The sequence below is a fragment of the Salinicoccus jeotgali genome (assembly GCF_039538805.1).
In the GTDB taxonomy this organism is placed as follows: Bacteria; Bacillota; Bacilli; order Staphylococcales; family Salinicoccaceae; genus Salinicoccus; species Salinicoccus jeotgali.
The window spans coordinates 1-23,509 of record NZ_BAABCK010000060.1 but is presented as its reverse complement, the minus strand read 5'-3'; the positions used below and the strand labels follow the sequence as shown (position 1 = coordinate 23,509).

Annotated in this window: 24 protein-coding genes; 8 read left to right on the top strand and 16 right to left on the bottom strand. The window is 42.4% G+C overall.

Annotated elements, in window-relative coordinates:
* Nucleotides 1-130: 130 nt before the first annotated feature.
* Nucleotides 131-352, top strand: coding sequence for an HAD hydrolase-like protein (locus tag ABD734_RS08860; protein WP_344703464.1), 222 nt, complete (start codon nucleotides 131-133; stop codon nucleotides 350-352).
* Between the two features lie 104 nt (nucleotides 353-456).
* On the opposite strand, the gene ABD734_RS08855 is transcribed toward ABD734_RS08860, so the two are convergent.
* Nucleotides 457-897: a MarR family winged helix-turn-helix transcriptional regulator gene (locus tag ABD734_RS08855; protein ID WP_344703462.1), complete on the bottom strand. Its 441-nt coding sequence runs from the start codon at nucleotides 895-897 to the stop codon at nucleotides 457-459.
* A 147-nt stretch (nucleotides 898-1,044) separates the two neighbouring features.
* Here ABD734_RS08855 and ABD734_RS08850 point away from each other — a divergent pair, with 147 nt between their 5' ends.
* On the top strand, nucleotides 1,045-2,634 hold the full coding sequence (locus ABD734_RS08850) for a BCCT family transporter (protein ID WP_344703461.1): 1,590 nt from the start codon (nucleotides 1,045-1,047) through the stop codon (nucleotides 2,632-2,634).
* Nucleotides 2,635-2,766: 132 nt separating this feature from the next.
* On the opposite strand, the gene ABD734_RS08845 is transcribed toward ABD734_RS08850, so the two are convergent.
* The 5 genes from ABD734_RS08845 to ABD734_RS08825 form a co-directional block, all read right to left on the bottom strand.
* Nucleotides 2,767-3,234, bottom strand: coding sequence for a Dps family protein (locus ABD734_RS08845; protein ID WP_344703459.1), 468 nt, complete (start codon nucleotides 3,232-3,234; stop codon nucleotides 2,767-2,769).
* 65 nt (nucleotides 3,235-3,299) lie between these two features.
* The gene (locus tag ABD734_RS08840) at nucleotides 3,300-3,962 is read right to left on the bottom strand and encodes a Crp/Fnr family transcriptional regulator (RefSeq protein WP_344703457.1); all 663 of its coding nucleotides are present in this window, start codon (nucleotides 3,960-3,962) and stop codon (nucleotides 3,300-3,302) included.
* A 13-nt stretch (nucleotides 3,963-3,975) separates the two neighbouring features.
* Nucleotides 3,976-5,871 (bottom strand): heavy metal translocating P-type ATPase, encoded by a 1,896-nt coding sequence (locus tag ABD734_RS08835; protein ID WP_344703455.1) that lies wholly within the window; start codon nucleotides 5,869-5,871, stop codon nucleotides 3,976-3,978.
* Nucleotides 5,872-6,011: 140 nt separating this feature from the next.
* Complete coding sequence (locus ABD734_RS08830; protein WP_344703453.1) at nucleotides 6,012-6,794, bottom strand: Cof-type HAD-IIB family hydrolase; 783 nt, start codon at nucleotides 6,792-6,794, stop codon at nucleotides 6,012-6,014.
* A 139-nt stretch (nucleotides 6,795-6,933) separates the two neighbouring features.
* Nucleotides 6,934-7,347: a universal stress protein gene (locus ABD734_RS08825; protein WP_344703451.1), complete on the bottom strand. Its 414-nt coding sequence runs from the start codon at nucleotides 7,345-7,347 to the stop codon at nucleotides 6,934-6,936.
* A gap of 250 nt (nucleotides 7,348-7,597) precedes the next feature.
* Between ABD734_RS08825 and ABD734_RS08820 the strand changes: the two genes are divergently transcribed.
* Nucleotides 7,598-8,548: a threonine ammonia-lyase gene (locus ABD734_RS08820; protein ID WP_344703449.1), complete on the top strand. Its 951-nt coding sequence runs from the start codon at nucleotides 7,598-7,600 to the stop codon at nucleotides 8,546-8,548.
* 30 nt (nucleotides 8,549-8,578) lie between these two features.
* On the opposite strand, the gene ABD734_RS08815 is transcribed toward ABD734_RS08820, so the two are convergent.
* From ABD734_RS08815 to ABD734_RS08805, 3 genes are all read right to left on the bottom strand, one after another.
* On the bottom strand, nucleotides 8,579-9,559 hold the full coding sequence (locus ABD734_RS08815) for an LLM class flavin-dependent oxidoreductase (protein ID WP_344703447.1): 981 nt from the start codon (nucleotides 9,557-9,559) through the stop codon (nucleotides 8,579-8,581).
* 13 nt (nucleotides 9,560-9,572) lie between these two features.
* Nucleotides 9,573-9,854: a DUF3219 family protein gene (locus ABD734_RS08810; RefSeq protein WP_344703445.1), complete on the bottom strand. Its 282-nt coding sequence runs from the start codon at nucleotides 9,852-9,854 to the stop codon at nucleotides 9,573-9,575.
* A gap of 136 nt (nucleotides 9,855-9,990) precedes the next feature.
* Nucleotides 9,991-11,418 (bottom strand): NAD(P)H-binding protein, encoded by a 1,428-nt coding sequence (locus ABD734_RS08805; RefSeq protein WP_344703443.1) that lies wholly within the window; start codon nucleotides 11,416-11,418, stop codon nucleotides 9,991-9,993.
* Nucleotides 11,419-11,689: 271 nt separating this feature from the next.
* On the opposite strand from ABD734_RS08805, the gene ABD734_RS08800 reads away from it, so the two are divergent.
* From ABD734_RS08800 to ABD734_RS08780, 5 genes are all read left to right on the top strand, one after another.
* A complete protein-coding gene (locus ABD734_RS08800; protein ID WP_344703441.1) occupies nucleotides 11,690-13,336 on the top strand; it encodes a peptide ABC transporter substrate-binding protein in 1,647 nt (548 codons plus the stop codon).
* Nucleotides 13,337-13,414: 78 nt separating this feature from the next.
* Nucleotides 13,415-14,353 (top strand): ABC transporter permease, encoded by a 939-nt coding sequence (locus ABD734_RS08795; protein ID WP_344703439.1) that lies wholly within the window; start codon nucleotides 13,415-13,417, stop codon nucleotides 14,351-14,353.
* Nucleotides 14,354-14,357: 4 nt separating this feature from the next.
* Nucleotides 14,358-15,272, top strand: coding sequence for an ABC transporter permease (locus ABD734_RS08790; protein WP_344703466.1), 915 nt, complete (start codon nucleotides 14,358-14,360; stop codon nucleotides 15,270-15,272).
* Between the two features lie 5 nt (nucleotides 15,273-15,277).
* Nucleotides 15,278-16,321: an ABC transporter ATP-binding protein gene (locus ABD734_RS08785; protein WP_344703437.1), complete on the top strand. Its 1,044-nt coding sequence runs from the start codon at nucleotides 15,278-15,280 to the stop codon at nucleotides 16,319-16,321.
* Nucleotides 16,321-17,235: an ABC transporter ATP-binding protein gene (locus ABD734_RS08780; RefSeq protein ID WP_344703435.1), complete on the top strand. Its 915-nt coding sequence runs from the start codon at nucleotides 16,321-16,323 to the stop codon at nucleotides 17,233-17,235. Before ABD734_RS08785 ends, ABD734_RS08780 begins: the two co-directional genes overlap by 1 nt.
* A 170-nt stretch (nucleotides 17,236-17,405) precedes the next feature.
* Here ABD734_RS08780 and ABD734_RS08775 read toward each other — a convergent pair whose 3' ends face one another.
* The 7 genes from ABD734_RS08775 to ABD734_RS08745 form a co-directional block, all read right to left on the bottom strand.
* Nucleotides 17,406-18,269 carry an alpha/beta fold hydrolase gene (locus tag ABD734_RS08775; protein WP_344703433.1) on the bottom strand — a complete coding sequence of 288 codons (864 nt, stop codon included), beginning with the start codon at nucleotides 18,267-18,269 and terminating at the stop codon, nucleotides 17,406-17,408.
* 37 nt (nucleotides 18,270-18,306) lie between these two features.
* Nucleotides 18,307-18,816: a YfiT family bacillithiol transferase gene (locus ABD734_RS08770; protein ID WP_344703431.1), complete on the bottom strand. Its 510-nt coding sequence runs from the start codon at nucleotides 18,814-18,816 to the stop codon at nucleotides 18,307-18,309.
* A 69-nt stretch (nucleotides 18,817-18,885) separates the two neighbouring features.
* The gene (locus tag ABD734_RS08765) at nucleotides 18,886-19,338 is read right to left on the bottom strand and encodes a YaiI/YqxD family protein (protein WP_344703429.1); all 453 of its coding nucleotides are present in this window, start codon (nucleotides 19,336-19,338) and stop codon (nucleotides 18,886-18,888) included.
* 81 nt (nucleotides 19,339-19,419) lie between these two features.
* A complete protein-coding gene (locus ABD734_RS08760) occupies nucleotides 19,420-19,866 on the bottom strand; it encodes a DUF4385 domain-containing protein (protein WP_344703427.1) in 447 nt (148 codons plus the stop codon).
* A 202-nt stretch (nucleotides 19,867-20,068) separates the two neighbouring features.
* Nucleotides 20,069-21,202, bottom strand: coding sequence for an alcohol dehydrogenase catalytic domain-containing protein (locus ABD734_RS08755; protein WP_344703426.1), 1,134 nt, complete (start codon nucleotides 21,200-21,202; stop codon nucleotides 20,069-20,071).
* 424 nt (nucleotides 21,203-21,626) lie between these two features.
* Complete coding sequence (locus tag ABD734_RS08750) at nucleotides 21,627-22,601, bottom strand: Abi family protein (protein ID WP_344703424.1); 975 nt, start codon at nucleotides 22,599-22,601, stop codon at nucleotides 21,627-21,629.
* A 119-nt stretch (nucleotides 22,602-22,720) separates the two neighbouring features.
* The gene (locus ABD734_RS08745; protein WP_344703422.1) at nucleotides 22,721-23,380 is read right to left on the bottom strand and encodes a hypothetical protein; all 660 of its coding nucleotides are present in this window, start codon (nucleotides 23,378-23,380) and stop codon (nucleotides 22,721-22,723) included.
* Nucleotides 23,381-23,509 lie beyond the last annotated feature (129 nt).

Sequence of the window (23,509 nt, the reverse complement as noted above, 5' to 3'; positions counted from 1 at the left end):
TACCCTCAATTCCTGAATCATTTTCAGCTTTTCTTCAAATGAATAATATTTGTCAGTCATAAAAGAACCCCCTCCAGGTTTACAGATGTTTTATTTCATCTGTAAACCTGGAGGGGGTCAAATCAAACCTATGAAGGCTTTTTTTGATCATGTAGCTATGAATATTCCAGAATTTAGGCATGATGAAGCACTCATCATCGGCGATTCGTTGACATCAGATATCAAAGGAGGCATCAATAGCGGAATAGACACATGCTGGTTCAACCCTTACAACCATACGAACCCGCATTCTTATGCCCCTGATTATATAGTTAGACGGTTGGATGAACTTACAGAAATACTGAATTACTGAAGGGGATGTTTCCTGTGAAACAATATGATGCGCCCTAAAACTTGGCGAATTGAGCACAAAAAAGGACGACACATTCATGTCGCCCCCTTACTATGGATTTCATATCAGCCACTGGCGTTCTTACCTAACTTCTTCAGTAAATCAATCAACTGAGCCTTCTCTTCTGCATCCAGTCCCCCGGACACCTGCTCAAGACGCTTCGCATGCTCCGGAAAAGTGTGTTTCATCAATTCTTGACCATTTTCCGTCAGGCTGGCATAAGTGATGCGCCGATCGCCACTGTATTGCTCTTTCATAACGTATCCTTCTCGTACAAGATTATTCACGACATACGTAATTGAACTTGAGGAAATCAATACTTTTTCCCCAATATGCTGAATTTGTTGGGGACCTTTACTATACAACAGTTCAAGTACCGCAAAAGCTGTAGGTTTCAAACCATGCTTCCGCATATCCCTGAAAGCTTCAGTCTGCAAGGCATGGAAAGCGTGGTGGAGTATAACGTATAATTTCAAGGATAGTGCTTGGTCGTTGGATTCATCCATGATTCATTTCTCCATTCAAGTTTATATTATCTTCATAACGTTTATTGTACTACAAAACATTTTGGGGATTGAAAATATGTTACACTGCTTACATATGCATTACGCATGTATATAGTGTAACAATTTAATGACGAGGAGGAAAATAAAATGTCGAACAAACCAAAACTCACTGGATGGAGGGCGATCGATTGGAAAATATTTCTACCTTCCATTTTACTAATCATTGCAATAAGCATACCCTTCTCATTCTATGAGTCACAATCTTTAAAAATACTCAACGGTATTTTTAATCAGATTATAGCATCGTTCGGATGGGGCTACATCTGGTATGCCACCATTCTTTTCGGACTTGGCCTTTATCTCTCTTTTTCAAAATACGGAAAAGTCGTACTGGGGGACCCTGGTGAGAAGCCGCGGTTTTCATTATTATCCTACGCTTCAATACTGATTGCAATGGGACTCGGTTCCACCATAATGAGAACTGGTATGATACAGTGGGCCGAAGTTGCAAACAATCCCCCTTTCGGTATAGAAGCTGGTTCCAATGAAGCCCTATTATGGGGTAACGCCTATGCAATGTACATGTGGAGCTTCCAGATCTTCTCCATATTTGTCATGACTGCTCCTGCAGTCGCTTATATCATCCACGTAAAGAAACGACCGATGATGCGCATTTCAGAAGCGACACGCGTCATCTTTGGAGATAAATTCACTGATGGCATCGGCGGTATACTTATAGATATACTTTTCCTTGTCAGCATCCTTTCAGGTGCTGCCGTCACGCTAGGGTTGGGCACACCGATCATCACATCCAACCTGGCTGCCCTTCTTGATATGGAAGTGACATTCACCATGACCATGATTGTCACCATCATCTGGGTATCATTGTTCTCGCTCAGTGCATACCTCGGCATCGAGAAAGGCATCAAGCGGTTGAGCGTGGCGAACATGTACCTTGCAGGGTTGCTTGCAGTATTCATATTGATCATCGGTCCGGGCGTTTTCATCTTTGATTATTTTACAGACACGGTTGGCCATCTACTGAATAATTATTTCGCCTATTCCTTTTTTACAGATTCATTAGCCGTGGAACAATCTGCGCATATGCGTGACCACATGATATTCTGGATTGCATATAGCTCTACTTGGGCGATGCTCCACAGTATCTTTGCCGCCAAAATATCCAAGGGAAGAACGATAAAGGAAATGATCCTGACTTATCTTCTCGCACCGACATTACTTTCTTGGATCGCTACAGGAGTATTGGGAGGCATTGGAGTCTACAGCCAACTGAACGGAGAACTCGATGTATTGGCATTGGCAAGCGAACAGGAAGCGGTGCAAATAATACCTGATATCCTTCAGACATTGCCATTCTCAAGCATAGTGATGGTCGTCTATATCATCATCGCCATGATTTTCCTTACTACGACACTCGACTCTACAACGTTTACAATTGCTGCCTATACAAGCAAGAATGACATGAGTAAACAGGATCCGTCTAAATTCCTAAGGATATTCATTGCCATCGTCATTACAGGATTGGCCCTTGTGCTCATGCAAATCGGAGGCCTCGCTCCTCTTGAAATTGTTTCCGGTATGATGGGATTACCGATCATACTTCTACAGTTCCTGACCGTCTATGCTGTAATAAAGATGATCGACAAGGACGAAGCTTGGAAATACAATACAAAAGAAGCTGCGAAGAAGAAGAATGTCTCAAGTGATTCATACTAGTAATACTCGCCATGCTTTAATTTAATGATTCGGCGTGCCCTAATTTGGTCATTTCGTAAGACAGAAGCACCCTATGGATTGTTTGCACAATACCCATGGGGTGCTTCTTCATATTGATTATCCGATTTGTGGCTATTGCTTAACCTCTTTACCCAAGAATGATTTAAGCATCCAATTATTTTTTTCTATATCCGTAGTCATGCTAATGAAAGTATCCGCTGTACGGTCATCTCCCGCTTCTTCGGCTACTTTTCTGCCTTCATCAAGCTCCTGGATGATATTATCATAATCCTGGACAAGCTGTCTGACCATCGCATTAGCCTCTATATCATATTCTGCTTCTTTTACAGTTGCCTTCTCAATTGCTTCAGATTGTTTGCCGATAGGCTCCCCACCAATAGCAAGTAGACGCTCTGCAAGCTCATCCACATATTCTGCTGCAGTGTCATACAACTCTTCAAATTTGTCGTGTAATGAGAAGAAGTTGTTTCCTTTAACGTACCAATGATAATTGTGAAGCTTAGTCCATAACACTGTAAAATTGGCGACTTGCAGATTAAGTGCATTTCTTACTTCCTGTTTACGATCTGAATTAGCCATTAATAATCACCTTTCCTGATTGATATCATTATTAAATATACCCTGGTCCACCGTCTATAAACTTCTTACAGTATGCTGTAGTCCAACAGATTGTAGGTTTTATGGTCGACCCTTTCCAATACCTCGTCTTGTTCCAATTTCTTGAATAGCCGGGTCAGTGTCTCAGGCTGCATACTCAAGTAGGACGCCAGATCCTTTTTCGTCATCGATAGCTTCAAACGATCGTTCTCATCCACATCCGTCCGTATGAATTCAATCAACCGCTCTTCACTGCTAAGCAATGAAATATTGGTGGCCTGTTGTTCGACTTCACTCAAGCGTTCAGAAAATCGTTCTATTATTTTGATTCCGATCTCTGGATACTCCTTAAGAAGCGTGTACAATTCTTTCTTTTGAATCTCACATACTTTCGAATCTTCTGCTGCTTCAGCATAGGAGTCATGCATTGTCTCCCCCCCAAAAAGAGCCAGTTCACCGGTAAAGTCTCCCGGCATGAGGACGCGGATCAACTGTTCTTTGCCCTCTTCGTTCAGACGGTATATACGAATCTTTCCGCGATGAAGGACAAACAGAGCGTTTTCGGGGTCTCCTGCCATATAAAGATGCTCTTGCCTTTTGTAAGTTTTTGAATTGACCTGGTTGAATACTTCATCCATTTCCTTATCGGTAAGATGGTTGAAAATCGGGACTTTCCTGACACACATCTTATGATTGGCGTGTTGTTCCATTACATAATGCCTCCTAACCCATGCTCTCTTTCATTTGTGCAACTTTCGGGCTGCGCTCCCTCAATTTTCTCAGACGCATTGCATTCAGTATGACAAGCAGTATGCTGACTTCATGTATGAGCATACCAGAGGCGAGATGGATATATCCATAAAGTACTCCGCCAAGCAGCAACGCCACCGTCAGCAACGCAATCGCTGTGTTTTGAAGCATAACTCTATAAGTTGCTTTCGAGATCGTAAATCCATGAGCCAACTGTTCCATCCTTGACCCCATCAACACTACATCTGCTGTCTCCATTGCGATATCCGTACCGCCGTGACCCATGGCGATTCCAACATCTGCAAATGCCAACGCTGGGGCATCATTGATGCCATCACCAACCATCATCACCCGCCTGCCCGCTTCTTTTTCATTCTCTATATACCTCATTTTATCATCGGGCATCAATTCTGCATGATATTCATCCAAACCGAGTATACCGCTTACCTTTTCAGCAGAATATGCGTTGTCACCCGTCAACATGACCAACTTCCCTACCCCTTTATCACGCAAAGTTGTGATTGCTTCAAAAGCATCTCTTCTGATTTGGTCCATGATGGATATGATCCCGACGACTTCACCATTCCTTGCTGCAAATATCGCTGTATTACCCATCTTTTGTTGTTTGATGTAATTTTCTTTAGTTCTCAGCCCTACATTCACCCCATAATCCTCCATCAGTTTGAGGTTGCCGATGACAAAATCATCTCCCCGATATTTCCCGGTGACCCCTCTGCCCTTCCATGCTTCTGCATCAGTTACATCTTCCATGTCCACGCTCAGTGAACGTTTTTTCGCCTCTTTGACGATTGTCTGTCCAAGGTGATGCTCACTGACCATTTCAATATTCGCAACCTGTTCAAGGAGCTTGTCTCGATCCGTATCATCAAATACCATGATATCTGATACTGAAGGGCGTCCTTCAGTTAAAGTACCTGTTTTATCAAATATCACTGTGTCAATTCTTGCAAAGTTATCTATAATTTCGCCACCCTTGATGAGTGCACCATTTTTAGCACCGTTGCCTATACCTGCAACGTAGGCTACAGGAGCTCCGATAATCAATGCACCTGGACAGGCGATGACCAAAAAGGTGATGGCGAGATGCAGGTTTCGTGTAAGCATGAAAACCAACACCGCGAGCACTACGATTGCTGGCGTATAGTACTGGGCAAACTTATTCAGGAACTTTTCCGTGCCACTCTTACTTTCCTGCGCTTCCTCTACCAGCTCAATGATTTTAGAGAATGTTGTATCTTCTCCGACCTTAGTTGCCGTCAGTTCAATATAACCTTCGTCTAGCACACTCCCACTAAACACTTCAGCCGCTTCATTTTTGAACCTCAGATTCGATTCTCCGGTTATGGCAGACTCATTGATGTGTGCCTGGCCACTTGATATGATGCCGTCAACTGGTATTTTACCCCCGGGTCTGACGATTACTCTCTCCCCCTCCTCCACCTCATCGACATCAACTTCGTGCTCCTGTCCGTCCCTTGACACAGTTGCCGTTGCAGGCGCCATATCTACAAGTGCCTGAATTGAATCCCTTGTTTTGTTCAGAGTCCTTTTTTCCAAATATGCGCCAAACAGGAACAAGAATGTTACAATTGCCGCTTCAGTGTATTCCTGTATCAACATCGCCCCAATTACTGCAATGGTGATGAGGAGTTCTATGCTGAAACTTTTCATCCTGAGTGCCATCCATGCTTTGTTGACGATTGGACCGATTGCTGCAATCGTTGCAGCAATGAATGTCATATTCATTATTTCGGCATACCCCGCCACCCTGAATATTATTCCCACTATGATCAATGCTCCAGAAACATACATCATTTGGTTCAAATGCTTATTTAGCCACCTCGTCATAATTGCCACCTCTTCTGTTTTATTTTTAATTGCCGGCGCCTTGCTTAATTCTTATTATAGACGCTGCCGGCTGATTAAAAATTGATGGTCATCAATATTCGATACAAAAAAAGAACTGCAGGCAAAAGCCTGCAGTTCTTCTACTCTATAAGCCCTACCATTTTCAGGCCGTGGAGGAGACCATCCTCATCCACATCTTTAGTGACATACTTGGCATACGATTTAACTTCGTCGGCCGCATTGCCCATCGCTACACTATGATGGACGGCGCTCAACATTTCCAGATCATTCGGACCATCTCCGAATGCATACTGATTCTCATCAGAAATCCCCAATTGGGTAGTTATTTTTTCGATGCCGAGCGCTTTTGATCCGCCCTTCGGCAAGACATCAATGCTGACCGGATGCCATCTGATGAAGTCGAATGCAACATGCTTTTCTTCATACTGTGCATCCTCACCCTCCGGGCAGAAGAGCAGCGTCTGATAAAGTGTTCGTGTCTCATGATATGTGGGATCATGACCAGGCATCATGCCGAGCTTCAGTGTCGAAATGCCTTCTGTGATATATTCATGTTCAGGCACGTTCGACATCATATCTTCTTCATCCAGATAGACGACCGGATGGTCATTGCCGAGGGCGTCTTCCGTCAGAGCCTCCAACGCTTTTGAGTCGAGGGGGTTTCTATATATGGTCTGACCCTCGAGGACGACATATTGACCATTGAAACTGACATATGTATCGATGCCGAGTGTCTCCCTCAATTCTTTGAACATAAATGGAGCACGCCCTGTTGCGATTGCAACGATATGACCCGCTTTCTTCAATTCCGCGATTGCCTGCTTGGCTGAAGACGGCAGCTTTTTATCATGATCCAACAAAGTTCCGTCAATATCAAAGAAAATAATGCTTTTACCCTTCATCCCTTGCACCTCATCCATTATTTACATTCGAAAGCATAACCATCATACCTTATGAAAAGCCTTTCATGTCAAAGAAAGCCACTTATTGAAGGGGCTACGATAAGGTATCGCCTGTATGGCAACTTTAGATCGGGAGTATTCATTTGACGATCATTACAGGGATTTCTGCACGTTTAGCCACTTTGTGGCTGACACTGCCAAGCACCATCTCCTGGAATCTGCTCAACCCCCTGCTACCTATGACCACAAGCTCATAATCCTCCAATTCAGCTTCTTTAATGATTTCTTTAGCGGGCAGGCCGCGGCGCGTCAAATATTTATGTCCCACATTCTCCCTGTCGAAGAATGCAATGATGGAAGACACTTCATCCTTCTTTTTTTTATTCCATGCGCGTTCATTCGTCGACCTTACTATGTCCCCCTGGTTATCATCAGGGTCCATCACATGGAGGAGGGTGATCCGGGTTTTACCATCTGCAAGATGAAGTGCTTCTTCCGCCGCTCTGCGACTATTCTCGGAGCCATCTATTGCCAATAACACTTCCTTATACATCCACTCATCCTTTCTGGGCTAGAAATATTTGGTCACTGATTAGACAGTGCGACTGTTTACCAGTTTCATCATCACTTTTATCAAGGGCCATAAGCGCTTGATATATGGCGCGCGATTTACATGAAAAGATTTACAAAACCCTTCCCGTCGAAGATGTCGTGCAATTGCAGAAACCTAGATGATTTTACATTTTAATTTCCTTGATTCAATCCGCCCACGTATAATGGAGCAAAAGAGAGGAGTTGAAACCATGGTCACAATTCAAATGATTGACGATGCAGCAAAAAGAATACAAGAGCATATAACTGAAACGCCCCTCATCAGAGCGCGGGCACTTGATGAAGCTTTAGGATGCCGAGTCTATTTAAAGCTGGAAAATATGCAGATTACAGGGTCCTTCAAATTCCGTGGAGCCATGAACAAAATATTGAAGATGTCTTCTAGGGATAAGGAAAAAGGCATCATTACCGCATCATCCGGCAATCATGGGAAGGCGGTGGCATATGCTGCAAAATCACTAGGCATAAAAGCAACTGTGGTTGTTCCCGATACCGCATCGCCATTCAAGGTTCACTCTATCGAACAGTATGGTGCGGACATTATCAAATGCAATGTCTCAGAACGCTTCACCATCAGTGAGGAACTAGCTGAAAAACATGGTTATACACTGCTTCACCCTTATGACGATGCCGATATTATGGCAGGACAGGGAACTGTCGGTTCTGAAATTATAAACGCATCGCCGAACATCGACAAAATAATAGTGCCGACGAGCGGGGGCGGCTTGCTTGGAGGCATCCTTTCAGCTGTCAAACCTGTCATGGAAAACATTAAGGTGTATGGAGCCGAGCCTGCCTCCGTACCACGTTACACCGTAAGCCTGAAAGCAGGTGAGAGAAAAAAGGTCGAAGACCAGCATACCCTTGCAGATGCACTCGTCACTAATCAGCCAGGCATTGAAAATTTCCCGGTCATCCAGAAACATGCCGATGGCATGCTAAATGTCCAGGAGGAAATGCTGCTGTCGGCTACCAGATTGATGCTGATGGAGGGCAAGATCCTTGCAGAACCTTCGGGCTGTATCGGAATTGCCGCCATACTCTCAAAGCAGTTAAAAGTGAATGCTGATGATGATATATGCTTTGTCATCTCTGGTGGTAATGCTGGTGATGCATTGCTCAAACAACTGGAAAGTCTCTGAACCTAAAAAACAAATATAAAGTCAAAACAACTATCTATTTTTAACTTCCTTTGAAATGAGTTTATAGGATTTCCATTTATCTTCGGGCGAATGCGTAATTGTGATGATTATGAATTCATCGACTCCGGTGGATTCCTGAAGCCTTTCAAGCTCATCCACAACATCAGTCGGGTCACCGATAATCATCTTCTGCTTAGCCGCTTCAACTTTTGCGGGGTCTTCCATTGAATCCATATACGCACGTGCCGTTTCAGAAGACGGCACTTTTTCTGTTGCACCCTCCGACTGCATCAATTGCCATACAACCCAGCTGTCGGCGATTTCATGTGCTTCTTCCGAAGTATCCGCACAAACGATTGATATCCCCAACATTGCTTGAGGCCAGTCCTGACCATCCCGTGGTTGGAACTCCTTCTTATACTGTTTCACCACTTCTGATCCGTCTTCATCACTCATGAATTGACCAAAACAATAGGACAGCCCTTTTTCTGCTGCAAAAGTTGCACTCTTGGGGCTGGTGCCAAGCATCCACAAAGATGGTGGAACAGCTGGAAGCGGATTAGCAGGCGGATTAGCAGTGGCATTTTGATTGTGCTCGATCAATTCATCCACCAGCTCCGGCATTTTGAACACTTGGGGTAAAAAGGCGTCCGTCAAGGCTTCAGATGCTTCAGATGGTCCGCCTGGTGCCCGACCGATACCGAGATCTACTCGCCCTTCAAATAGCGTTGCCAGCATATTGAAATTTTCTGCCACTTTGTAAGGTTTATAGTATGGGAGCAATGTGGCTCCTGATCCGATTCTTATTTGTTTCGTGTGGGACCCTACATATCCCAAAAACACTTCCGGCGTACTGGAGGCCAGGCTAGGTAGAGCGTGGTGTTCAGCCACCCAAAATCGATTGAACCCATATTCATCTCCGACTTGGGCCAGTTGGCACGATGCTTCCAAGGCCTCTTTTGCAGATTGGCCTTCAGAAATTGGAGCCTGGTCCAAAATACTCAGTCTCATAACTTGTCTCCCCCTATGCAACCTCTTGTAGCGTGACACGGTATTCTGCAGTTTGTCCTGGCTCATATAGATTATCCAGTGAAGTCGAATAATTTACTATCGTTCCCTTGAAATCCAAAGATTCGGAAGGCAATTTGATATCGAAAGTCCGCTCGTATAACAGCACTGCAATATCATGATAATCTTTGCTGGTGACATTAAAGATTACCGTCAAGCGTCGTTGGCCACCTTCATTTTCCAGTTTATAATCCTTTATCGGTATTTGTGTGTCATTCAAGAACACTTGTTGTGACATGCTATCATCCTTTCCCGTCTAGAATATCATATTCATAGCTGCTGCTAAGATTGATTGCTCACTGTCCCATAATACGGACAGACTGCAATAGAAAGCACGTAATCAATACTTCTGACTACGTGCTTTCTGTTTAATATTAACTCGATGTTGGACTTGAGGCATATTTGGCATATCTCGAGTCCAGCATGTTCGCAAGCACCCTTGTCTCCAGTCCGAATGCCTTCATGACAAGCAGATGAACCTTTGCTTGTGTCAGCGTATAGACATACCATGGCAAGGTTGGCTCATATTCGTGGATGGCGATGAGCACTTCATTCGAGTCCAGAATTCTTCTGAATTCCAGGCGAGCACGCCCGTCCTGCCGCTCCTGAGAAAATTTTCCTCCCTTAATATAATAAAGGATGCGATCTTCATAAGAGCGTTCTTTGGAACGCTCAAGGACAAGGATTGGAGATTTGAAGAAAGGTAAGGTGATTGATGTTTCGGCATCTCTCACCCGGGTCGTAATGAATTTGCCACCGATTCTTGATAGCCAATTAATGTAATAGTCAGCAGCATCGTCAACCGACCACTTGGCGGGAATCCGAATGCGCTGTACGGATTTCACATCATTTTTCTCAAGATCCTGTTTTTTTATCACTTCCGGTCTTGATAATCCGGCAGTATCCATTTCGTCGTCAAGCGCAATACGCACGCTCTCCTTGAATGTCGTCTTGGCGTCTGAAATGCCTTCAACGCGATTTTCATCGTGCATCACCATGCTGTGGGATAGACTTTCCAACAGAGGATAGACCATTTCTTTAGGTTTCTGGGCAATGAGTCTTACCCATAGTTTCGACAAAGTTATAGGAATGATCGGCACATCAACCATCGGCAGTTTTTTTCCCATCACTTCAGCTGTCTCTTCAAATAGCTGCTTATATGTCTTCTCTTCAGGTCCGCCTATATCGATGGATTCATTGTTTTTTGGTTCCCGTCTGACGATTTTGCCTAATCCCTCGATGACCTCCTTCAATGCAACAGGATGCGTACGATTATATGCCCAAGAAGGCAATATCAACGTTGGCAGCCGTTTGACAAGATTATGCAAGATTGGGAAAGATGATCCTTTCGGACCTACTATAAGCCCCGCCCTCAATGTTGTTACAGGGATTCCGTAAGCCCCCAAAATCTCCTCGCACTCAAGGCGGCTCGATAGATGCTCCGATAAATGAGCATCTTCTGGTATGATTCCACTTAGGTAAATGATTCTCTTGACGCCCTTTTGTTTAGCAGCCCACGCAAAATTATCGGCTAGAATCGCATCCATATCCTTAAACTTTCCTTGAGACAACTTTGACGAAGGCTGCATCGAGTGTACGAGATACACCGCAATATCTATATCCTCCATCACTTCTTCAATATCTATCTGCGAATAAAGATCCGCTTCCTTCCAAGTTACATTCTCTTCATTCTTTTTGTTAGATGTGTTTCTCGACACTGCGACTATTTCATTATCTTCTTTAAGACTCTTTAATAGATTGCCGCCTATATATCCTGAAGCTCCGGTCAATAGAATCTTCATCTTAGCACCTCTCCCATATTTATTTTCTGTATCGTTGTCCATACCCTTTTTTTAAAAGTATAGTCTTCAAAAGTAAAGTGCTCATCTGCAAGAGGTTTTAATTTTTAATTATTTTAAATTTGACAACTTGATTGAATTTATAGATAATACTAAAAGCAAACGTTTTCAAATGAGGGTGCATTTGATAAGTTTGTCATATTACACAATTGTAGTGTTGTAATAGTCCTGTAATTAGCAGTATAATTAGAATAATAAAAAAGGAGTGAATTGTATGAAAAGTTTTAAGGCTTTATTGCTTTTCCTGACTTTGACACTCGTCCTTGCCGCATGTAACTTCGGTGGAGACGACAGCGGAAATGGTGGCGGCGAAGAAGGCAGTTCCAGCAGCGAAGGATCAGATGGTAAAACCATCAACCTTTCGATTGCTTCAGACCCACCTTCTTTCCACCCAGCACTCGCGACTGATACGACTTCTGGTGCAATCATGGCAAGTGTTTTTGAAGGCTTGACACGTCTCGATCCTGAAGGTAACCCTGAGCCTGCCATGGCTGAGAATATCGAGGTCAGTGAAGATGAAAAAACGTATACGTATACTTTAAGAGATGCTCAATGGTCCAATGGTGACCCTGTTACAGCAGATGATTTCGAATATGCCTGGAAATGGGCACTTGACCCTGAGAATGCTTCAGACTATGCATATCAACTGTACTACATAGAAGGTGCTGAAGCATACAACTCAGGCGAAGGCTCTGCAGAAGATGTAGCAGTTACAGCAGTTGATGAAAAGACACTTGAAGTAACACTGGTCAACCCGACACCTTACTTTGATGAATTGACGGCCTTCTACACTTACTACCCTGTCAACTCTAAGATGGCAGAAGAAAATCCAGATTGGCACACGGATCCAAATGGTGAGAACTATATTGGAAATGGACCATTCAATCTGGAAAGCTTCACAAGTTCAGATGAAATTGTCCTTCAAAAGAATGAGGATTACTGGGATTCTGAAAATGTAGCGCTTGAAACAGTTAACATCGACATGGTGGAAAGTGAATCCACTGCACTTAAAATGTACGAAGGCGGAGATCTTGACTATCTCGGCTCACCGTTCAACTCAATTGATTTGAATGCTCTTAATAAGTTTAAGGACAATGGTACGTTGAATGTCAGCGACCAAGCCGGTACTTATATGTATGTATTCAATACACAAGATGAAATCATGCAGAACAAAAATATCCGTGAGGCGCTCACAATCGCCATCGATCGTGAAGGGCTCATCAACAACGTCACTAAAGGTGAACAAGAACCTGCAACAGGTCTCGTACCTCTGACAATGGAAGGCTTTGAAGATCCTGAAGAATACTTTGAACCAGGTAACATGGACGATGCAAAAGCAGCTCTTGATGCTGGACTTGAAGAACTCGGTATGGAAGACCCTTCCGAACTCAGCATTGCACTCTCCTACAATACAAGTGAAGCGCACGCTGCTATTGCACAGTTCGTACAACAAGGTTGGAAAGAGAACCTGGGAATCGATGTCACACTCGATAACTCAGAGTGGCAAGTCTATCTTGAAGCACTTGACGCCGGTGAACACCAAGTTGGCCGTTACGGCTGGCTCGCCGACTTCAACGACCCTGTCAACTTCCTTGAAATCTTCAAAACAGAAGAAGGTAACAACAACACAGGCTGGACAGATGAAGAATACATCAACCTTCTAGACCAGGCATCAGAAGAAACAGACGAAGCAGCCCGTACAGAAATGCTACAGGAAGCTGAAAGTGTCTTCATGGAAGACTTCCCGATTGCACCGATATATTTCTACACGAACCTCTCGGTGCATGAAGATAAAGTTAAGAATATGACACCAGACCCACTTGGTAACGTACAATTGAAATACGTAGACATCGAAGAATAGACTTCATAAGATAAGAAATACACTGTCAGGTGAGTATAAATATACTCACCTGTCATTTTTGAGGAAGGAGCGCTAAAGATGGTCAAATATATTGGTCAGCGCCTTATATACATCATCATTGCTTTATTTATAATTATCACAGCAACATTTTTCTTGATGCGCTTGGCTCCAGGAAACCCCTTCGCTTCAGAAAGGACAGTGCCCCCAGCCATCCAGGAAAGTCTGAATGAAAAATATGGTCTCGATGATCCATGGTATGTTCAGTACGGAGAATATCTGGTAAATACAGTTAAAGGCGATTTTGGTACTTCAATGAAATATCGGTATCGTGAAACAAACGATATGATCGCAGAAGGCTTCCCAATTTCAATGACACTTGGACTTGAAGCCATGTTCATTGCAGTCGGTATGGGAGTATTGATCGGTACCATTGCTGCACTATTCCATAACAAGTGGCCAGATTACCTGATGAGCGTAATAGCCGTCATCGGTATATCAGTACCATCCTTTGTAATGGCCTCGATACTACAGTATTACCTTGCCCTAAAAGCCGGATGGTTCCCTATCGCAGGGTGGGAAGGTTTCCTATACAGCATATTGCCGGCCGTGGCTTTAGCTTCCACGCCTATGGCATTTATAGCCAAACTGACACGTTCCAGCATGCTTGAAGAAACGAATAGTGAATATGTCAAAATGGCTAAAGCAAAAGGCATATCAAAATGGGTGGTCGTCTTCAAACACGCCCTAAGAAATGCATTATTGCCTGTCGTTACATATTTGGCTCCGCTCACAGCAGGAATCATTACCGGCAGTTTCGTCATCGAAGAGATTTTTGCAATCCCTGGCATGGGTAAATATTTTGTTACGAGTATCACAAACCGTGACTATACAGTAATAATGGGTACGACGGTCTTCTACTCTATCATCCTGCTTCTTGCTGTATTATTAGTTGATATTCTTTACAGCTTTATCGACCCGCGCATCAAACTGAGAGGAGGAAAATCAGGTGGCAAATAAAGATATTCCGAAACTCAACGATTCAGATTTTGAAGTTGTCGGTACACGTTCCGACGAAACAGAAATACTTGCCAAGAAGTCGATTTCCTTCTGGGGAGAAGTATCCAGAAGATTCATAAGAAATAAGCTGGCGCTAGTAGGATTTGTCACACTTTTCCTCATTATTCTCGGTGCCATATTCGCACCCATGATTTCAGAATTCTCCTATAGACAGCAGAATGGAGATTACAATGTTTCTCCAAACGGCACATATTGGTTTGGAACTGACGATCTTGGACGTGACATATTCACACGTGTATGGATTGGGGCTCGAATCTCAATATTCATCGGTTTCGCAGCCGCGATCATCGACCTTATAATCGGTGTAGCCTGGGGAGCCATCGCTGGCTTGAAAGGCGGACGGACTGACGAAATTATGATGCGTATCGCTGATATCCTAACAGCTATTCCGTATCTTCTTGTTGTCATCATACTCCTTGTTGTCATGCAGCCTGGGCTGATTCCTATGATCATTGCATTGTCTCTGACAGGTTGGGTGAACATGGCTCGTATTACACGCTCGGAGATACTTAAACTGAAGAACCAGGAGTATGTACTTGCCGCCAGGACACTTGGTGCCAAAAATCTCCATTTGATCAGAAGGCACCTACTTCCCAACGCACTTGGCGCCATACTCGTTACGATGACACTTACAATACCGAATGCGATCTTCACAGAAGCATTCCTAAGTTATTTGGGGCTTGGTGTACCTGCGCCACTAGCCAGTTGGGGTACTATGGCCAACGATGGCTATCCGGCATTGGCGAACGCACCTTGGAGACTATTTTTCCCAGCGCTATTTATCAGTTTGACAATCTTTGCATTTAATTCGATTGGCGATGGACTGAGAGACGCTTTGGATCCTAAGTTAAGGAAGTGATATTGATGAATGAACCAGTTCTCCAAATGAAAGACCTGCATGTAGATTTCTCAACTTACGCAGGTACTGTAAATGCAGTTAGAGGAGTAAGCTTCGATGTATATAAGGGAGAGACGCTAGCGATTGTCGGTGAGTCGGGGTCAGGTAAAAGTGTCACAAACCAGGCCATAATGAAGTTGCTCCCACAACCTCCTGCCATCTATTCCAGTGGTGAAATACTTTTTGATGATAAGAATCTGCTTGATCTTTCTGAGAAACAGATGGAAAAAGTAAGAGGGAAAGATATAAGCATGATTTTCCAGGATCCCATGACTTCTTTAAATCCGACTATGAAAATAGGTAAGCAGATTACAGAAGTGATGCTGAAACACCAGAAAATCTCTAAGAACGATGCTAAAAAGCGTGCACTTGAACTGATGAAGATGGTAGGCATTCCAATGCCAGAGAGGCGTCTCAATCAGTATCCACATGAATTCTCGGGTGGTATGAGACAGCGTGTCGTCATTGCGATTGCACTTGCAGCCGATCCAAAACTACTTATCGCAGATGAGCCTACAACTGCTCTTGACGTAACTATCCAAGCTCAAATACTTGATGTGATGAAAGAAATTCAAAAAAATTCCCAGACATCAATCATATTCATCACACACGATCTTGGAGTTGTAGCCAATGTTGCTGATCGTGTAGCAGTAATGTATGCTGGCGAAATAGTTGAAGTGGGAACGGTAGAGGATATCTTCTATAACCCACAACACCCTTATACATGGGGTCTATTGGGATCTATGCCCGACTTGAACGAAGATAGGGAACAAAAATTACGTACTATAGAAGGTTCACCGCCAGACTTGACAGACCCTCCAAAGGGAGATGCGTTTGCACCGAGGAATCCACACGCCATGAAAATAGATTATGAACAAAACCCACCTATGTTCAAAGTAAATGATCAGCATTTCGCTAAAACATGGAGGCTGCATCCTGATGCACCGGAATCAGAAATACCAGACATCATTAAAAACAGATATCTTCAATACACAGGGGGTGACAACTGATGACAGCACCCATACTTGAAGTAAAGAACTTAAAAAAATACTTTGGTGCAAAAAACAATCCGCTTAAAGCTGTAAATGATATTACTTTCCATGTGATGCCGGGTGAGACCCTTGGCCTTGTTGGAGAATCTGGCTGTGGTAAATCGACTACAGGCAGAACAATCATCAAGCTCTATGAGAAGACCGGTGGCGAAGTCATATTCAATGGTAAGCATACAGATCAGTTGTCCACTAAGGAACAAAAGAAATTCAACCAGGAACTGCAAATGATATTCCAAGATCCATATGCTTCCCTCAACCCAAGGATGACTGTCTTTGAAATTCTTGCCGAAGGATATGAAATCCACGGCATATATAAGGACAAGAAAGAACGTCGCATAAAGATATATGAACTGCTCGAATCAGTAGGCTTGAACCGTGAACATGCCAATAGGTATCCTCACGAATTCTCAGGAGGCCAACGTCAAAGGATCGGTATTGCACGTGCCCTCAGCTTTGATCCTAAACTGATAATAGCTGATGAACCGATCTCCGCGCTTGATGTGTCCATTCAAGCTCAAGTCGTCAACATGATGAGAGAAATTCAGGAAGAACGCGGACTTGCTTATCTATTCATTGCCCATGATTTATCGATGGTCAAGTATATATCAGACCGCATCGCTGTAATGTATATGGGGCAACTCCTCGAAGTTGGAGAGGCGTCCGATCTTTATAATAACCCGATCCACCCTTATACGAAATCATTGCTCTCGGCAGTTCCCCAACCTGATCCTCGTACTGAGAAAAAGAGGAAAAGGGTGGACTATGATGCCAGCCAGCATAATTACAGTGAAGATGAAGAAGTGACACTCAGGGACTTCGGCAACGGACATTATGTATTCTGTTCCCAAAAAGAGTTTGATAACTGGAGCTGAAGAAACAGCTTTAGTCACAACAGGGATTTTGAAGATTGTTCGTCTTCTTTCCGAATGAATGGTGAAAATCAGTAACGTCAGGCCCCATGCTTAAATATAAGCATGGGGCCTGGCTTTTTTTACATTTTCCTGACATGAAGTCAGACGGTTACGACAAAAGATTACTTTCCTTACTTATGTTCATCTAGAAATTGCAATATCTGTTCATTGACGAAATCAGGGTACTCTTGATGGACCCAATGCGTAGCGCCATTCACCCATACCACTCTTTGACTATGGGTATACTTAAGGCTCTCCTCTGCTAGCCGCTGCGAAAGAAATTGATCTGAACTGCCCCAGATGATTTTTACAGGCACCTCCACTTTGGATTTCTTGTCGATGCTTTTTATACTATGGGGTATCGCCCGATACCAATTCAACATACTTTTCAACGCGTTATGCCTAGACCAGGCAATATTATAGGCGCCAAGCTCGTTATCGGAAAATGTACCTTTTTTACTCGTCACTTTCAACATTTGTTCCAGGTTACTATAGTCTCTAGAACTCATAATGAATTCTGGAAGACGTGGAAGCTGGAAAAAGAGCATGTAGGCACTCTTCAGTATTTGGGTGGGCTTAGCCATCATGACTTCTGGAAATACGCCTGGATGGGCCATATTGATTGCGGTAAAACACTTTACCCTCTCGGGATTGATACTTGCGAGATGCCATCCCACAGCACCACCCCAGTCGTGTCCGACAATCGCCGCCTCATCCCTGTTGAAGTGATCGATGAGCCCAATTATATCTTCTTTAAGGATATTTATGGCATATGCCCCGACTCCTGCAGGTTTATCACTTTTGTTATATCCGCGCTGGTCAGGGGCGATCACCCGGTAACCCGCCTGGGCCAATACACGTATCTGTCTCCTCCAGCTGTACCAGAACTCAGGGAAGCCATGGAGTAAGACTACCAGTTCACCTTCTTCTGGACCCGCCACAGCCATATGCAGGTCAATATTATTTGTGTGTATATATTGAAAATCGATATCCATTTCACCCCTCCTTACTTTATAATCAACTATTCCGGATTCACTTGGATAGTGCTATTTTGATGTGTGCAAGATGGTGCTCTTCATGCCAGGCAAGCTTTGCCATCTTTGTGGCTACTGTTATCTTCCCATTGGTATCATGTACAAAATAACGATCTAATTGAGTTTTGGTGAGGTCGCGTCCGATTGAAGCAATGCGCGCGTTCATGCCTTCCAACATTTTGATTGAACTTTCCACCGGAAGATTCATATCAGGCAGAGTTGCCCACTCCTCTTGAAGAAAAGCCGGTACTTTAGGCGCGTCATCCGTTAAGGCCAGTTTTAGACGCTGGTACATATTCAACTGGGAATCTGCTATATGGTGGACCAATTGGCGCACATTCCAGGCACCTTCACGATATGTCTTCTCCAGCTGTTCTTCCGTGAGTCCATCCACTTGTTCTCTCAGACGTTTGGTGTACGTTTCAATTTGAGCAACCCACTCGTCAACATTCTCTTTGTTCACGTTATCGGGCACACTCAATTTACCTATTGGAAATTTAACATCCATCTATATTCATCCTTCCTTGTTTTATCAGTTTTGATATTACTCATAAATTTTTTAAGTTAGTATAGTCATCTACTCTATAGCCAAATGTTCAATCTTTTGAAGAAACAGCTCGGAGAATGCCATACGGTCCTCTTTGGATAAAGGTTTAGGACCTTTCGTACGGCCGCCTCCTTTTCGTATCATAGCACCCATATAACGGGTCTCAAGAAGATGGTCGATATTATCATTGGTATACATAAACCCTTTGTGATGAATGACTGTACAACCTTTAGGCAGCAATAACGAAGCTAAGCCATAATCCTGGGTAACAATTATATCTTCACCCTCAGCCAATTTTACAATGCGAAAATCCGCCGCATCCGGCCCCGCTTCGACATAGATGCTCTCAACGTGGGACGGAAGGTCTTTTGGAGAATAGTGGGACAAGCTGGATACCAGCACGACCGGTATAGATTTGCGGGCGACTGATTCAATCACGATATCTTTTACGGGACATGCATCTGCATCAACGAGTACTTTCATGGCGTCACTCTCCTTGGCTCCATTATATCAGAGCGCGTATGCCCAACATGTCTTCTTGCGCTGCCTTCTTCATTGTGATCATCATCCATACTTTTTCTGGTGTTCTTTTTTAAGTGCAAGATATTCTTCATCTTCCCGAACCTTTATCCACTTCTTTTCGAAAATTGCAGCCGCTTCCGCCTTTTCAGAATCTATTTCTCTATCCTTTATATTGCCGTCTTCATCATATTTACGTCCACCCTTATAATTTGCATATCGACGCGCACGAGTATATCCCATCTGCAGAAATTTTCGCGACATATCCATCCCGACGAAATCACCTGACTTTTTATAATCCAGATACATAGCGTATATTTTTTCAGAAGAATCTTTTGCGATATCAGGCGTTTTAAAGCGCCAATGGGGCAATATCTCGCTCTTGTAAGGTTCAACCATCAGCACGCCCTGCTCTCCCCTGCCGACCCGATATAATTCAGGCTGTTCCCTGAAGTCGATAGAATCAAAATCCATATCGTAATCAAATGCCATACGTCCTCACCCTTTCTTTTCTACACTATCATCTTTCCCCCATTGATGAAGCTTCAGACATTTTCTGGCTATAAATCAAAAGACATCCTAGCAACTGAAGAAAATATTTCTCCCTCCAGTTGTTTCGGATGCCTTTGATATACTTGACATAGTGCGAATTATTTTAAGGTCGTACTGTTAAACGATATCGTCATTCATCGAATTACGGCTTGAATATGATCTTGATGCTGTCGTCGTCTTTCCTGTCGAAGATATCGTATGCTTTTCCTGCATAATCAAGGTCCATCTTGTGGGTGATGATGTCAGTCGGGTCGAATTCATTATTCTCAATCTTCTCATAAAGTTCAGGCATGAGGTGGATGACAGGAGCCTGACCCATCTTGAGCGATACGTTTCGTGTGAAGAAATCGCCAAGCGGGAAGCCATTGGCTTCTGATGCATAGACGCCAGTAAGTTGTACTGTGCCGAATTTCCTTACAGACTGCGAAGCGGTTACTATCGGGCTGATTGTACCGAACTGATTATCCAACTCTGATCCGAATTCTGTATTCGGTGGTACTGTGCCGTCCATACCGACACAATCGATGACAACATCCGCCCCGCCTTTTGTCTCTTCATGGAGAAGCTTGCCGATTTGTTCATTATCTTTGAAGTTGAATGTTTCAACATTGTTTGTTTTCTTAGCATGCTTGAGCCTGTAATCCACCTGGTCTATAGCTATGACACGTTCAGCACCTTTCATCCATGCAAACTTCTGCGCCATTAGTCCAATTGGCCCTGAACCCAATATGATGACAGTGTCGCCTTTCTTCATGCCGCTGTGCTCCACACTCCAGTAGGCCGTCGGCAGTACGTCAGAGAGCAGCATCACTTGCTCATCTTTCAATTCACTGGATTCGGGGACCTTGAATGAAGTGAAGTCGGCATATGGTACGCGTAAGTACTCTGCCTGGCCCCCCGGGAAATTCCCATTAGGCTCGGCAAAGCCAAATAGTCCTCCCACTTCTCCATGAGGATTCGATTCATCACATTGACTTTCCATCTGGTTCTTACAGAAGAAGCACTCTCCGCAACCGATATTGAACGGAATGACCACACGGTCGCCTTTTTTCAAGTTCTTGACTTCAGAACCCACTTCTTCCACGATACCCATCGGTTCATGTCCAATGACGTAATCTTCTTCTGGGACTACCCCCCCATGGTATAGATGAAGATCTGATCCGCAGATGCCACTTGCAGTGATACGGACGATTATATCTTTGTTATCTTGTATATCCGGTGTCGCCACGTCTTTTGTAACCATTGATTTCTTACCTTGGAATGTTACCGCCTTCATTGTATCCCTTCCTTACCTTTGTTTATATAATGTATGCTGTTATCATATATAGCAATAGCCTTTTTTATTCATCCTTAAACGTATATACAAAAATGGAGGGTTATTTTAACTGCTCGTAAAGAATAAAGAAGTAAATATAAAAATCCCTCCAACCTTAAATGGTTGAAGGGATTGTAAATTAATATTAACGTTTTGAGAACTGAGGGAGGCAGTAAAATCAAGGCTTGCAGGCACCTTTGTGTGCTACTTGTATGATACGTGTATTTATCCACAGGTTTTATAAAGCAGTTAAAAATAAATATGTATCAATAATAAAAGGGAACCGGACGCATCCGATTCCCTTAAGTGTAAGCCGAAGCTGTACACCGCGATTAACTATAGTTATATGATACCATATTCAAAAATATACGTAAAGGATTCTATTTTAAATAAACTTTTTTAGCTCCACGACCTTTTTCCGTAGATCGGATCCCATTATCGATGTGTATACAGGTATTGGAATATTTTCACGTAGCCTTTCTGAAACAAGTGTGAATGAACGCACCAATCGTTTTAATTCTGTCTTTTGAATACCTATTTTCTTCAATAAATACACATGAATAATCAAATAATCGATAATATGCTCAAAAGTAATGCCCGTTATATTTGTTTCATTTTGGATAAATTGAATCAATCTTGATGGAGGATTACTGTTTTTGTATCTGCAATCAAATATAACAGCATTATGTGCTACTGCATTTCTAAGATCCTTCACCAAAAAAATTATATCTTCTACAATTCTGCCGTTTTGATTATGTGATGTGCTATGTACATCTAATTCCTTTGCAACTTCAATCCTTACACCTTGATTAAGGCAATGAATAAAAAAGCCAAATTCCCCCAAATTAATTACTTCAAAAATCGCCCATAACGGAACAGAGTTGTTATTATGAAAATAATGTTGAATCACAGGCTTGTTGCTATTATAGTTATAGCTAATGGCATTATGTACCTTACTCTTAAGGTCTAATCTGCTCTTCATTTTCTTTTTATAATCTTTCCCGCCAACCGAATGTTTCTTATAATCATTTAATAAATTTGAGAATATATAGTCAAAGTCAGCAGAGCCGTAGTCAATAATTTTATTTAAAGTATAGTTTTTAAAAGCCGTCTCTATTTGCATTATATAGGGGTAAAAGAGAGATTTTAGTTTCATATCAAATTCATAAATTGCAATCACTTCATCAAAATGGGTATATGGAATTTTATTTGAAGATTTCTTTATAAACCTGTAGCCCTTATAGCCATGGAAGTACCCCATATTAAGTAATTCTTTTTTATGTTTGCTGCCGCCTACTTCAATATTGTGTTTATCCCTTAATGTACGCATTAGTCCATTTATCGTTTTGCCCTTAACCAAATCATCACCTCACTTCATTTTATGCTCTTTTCCAGCGGCATTTGTCAACAAGGTTGTTGCATTAAGCAGTTTGGCTTCTGTAAATTTTGCGCCATATGATCATAAAACCACAAGACATATTATTTCATTGGTAAATGTGAGAAATCATCATTTTCTCCACAATACACCAACCATATTTCATTTTCCAGCAGTTCATTAAAAAAGCCATCTATATTGTTTTGTTTCGGATTATTTCTTATATACTTCCAATTTAATTCGGTTTCATAACCTTTTTTACCAGATTTATATTTCATTTTTTTGCAATACGAATTAATATCTTTTTTAGCAATAATTCCTCTAACTTGTAAATAGTAAAAGAAATACCTAAATAGCCAAAACCTCTCAGCCATTCTGATATTACCTGCCGGATAATATTCATGTGTTTGAGTTAATAATCTATCTATGGATGCGATTAAGTCGTTCATGCTACAGTTCTTTTTCTTTAAATATATCATCGTAATCAATATTAATGAATAATCATCTATGTTTTCGCTTATTAGGCTTAATAAGTCTTTTTTTACCAATAGCCTTTTGACATCAAACTCGACTACATACAATAATATTTGATATAGCTCTTGATTAAAATGATTATCTGCATAATAGTTGATTTTATTTATGTATTTGTTTTTGTTATTTCTAAAATACTCCTTTACAATTTCAGAAGCATTAGAACTTAAGAATCCTAACTTATTAATACCTTCAAAAAAGTCTAAGAATCTATTTGTTAATTTTGAATCCATTAAGAGAGCGTAAAATATCTTGTGTAAATGAATAAATAGAAAAAGGAAGCCCTTTTCTTGTAGAATTAAGTCACCACAACCAATTCATAGAAAAGAGGCCTCCCCTATGACTCAGTTTACAACAGATAT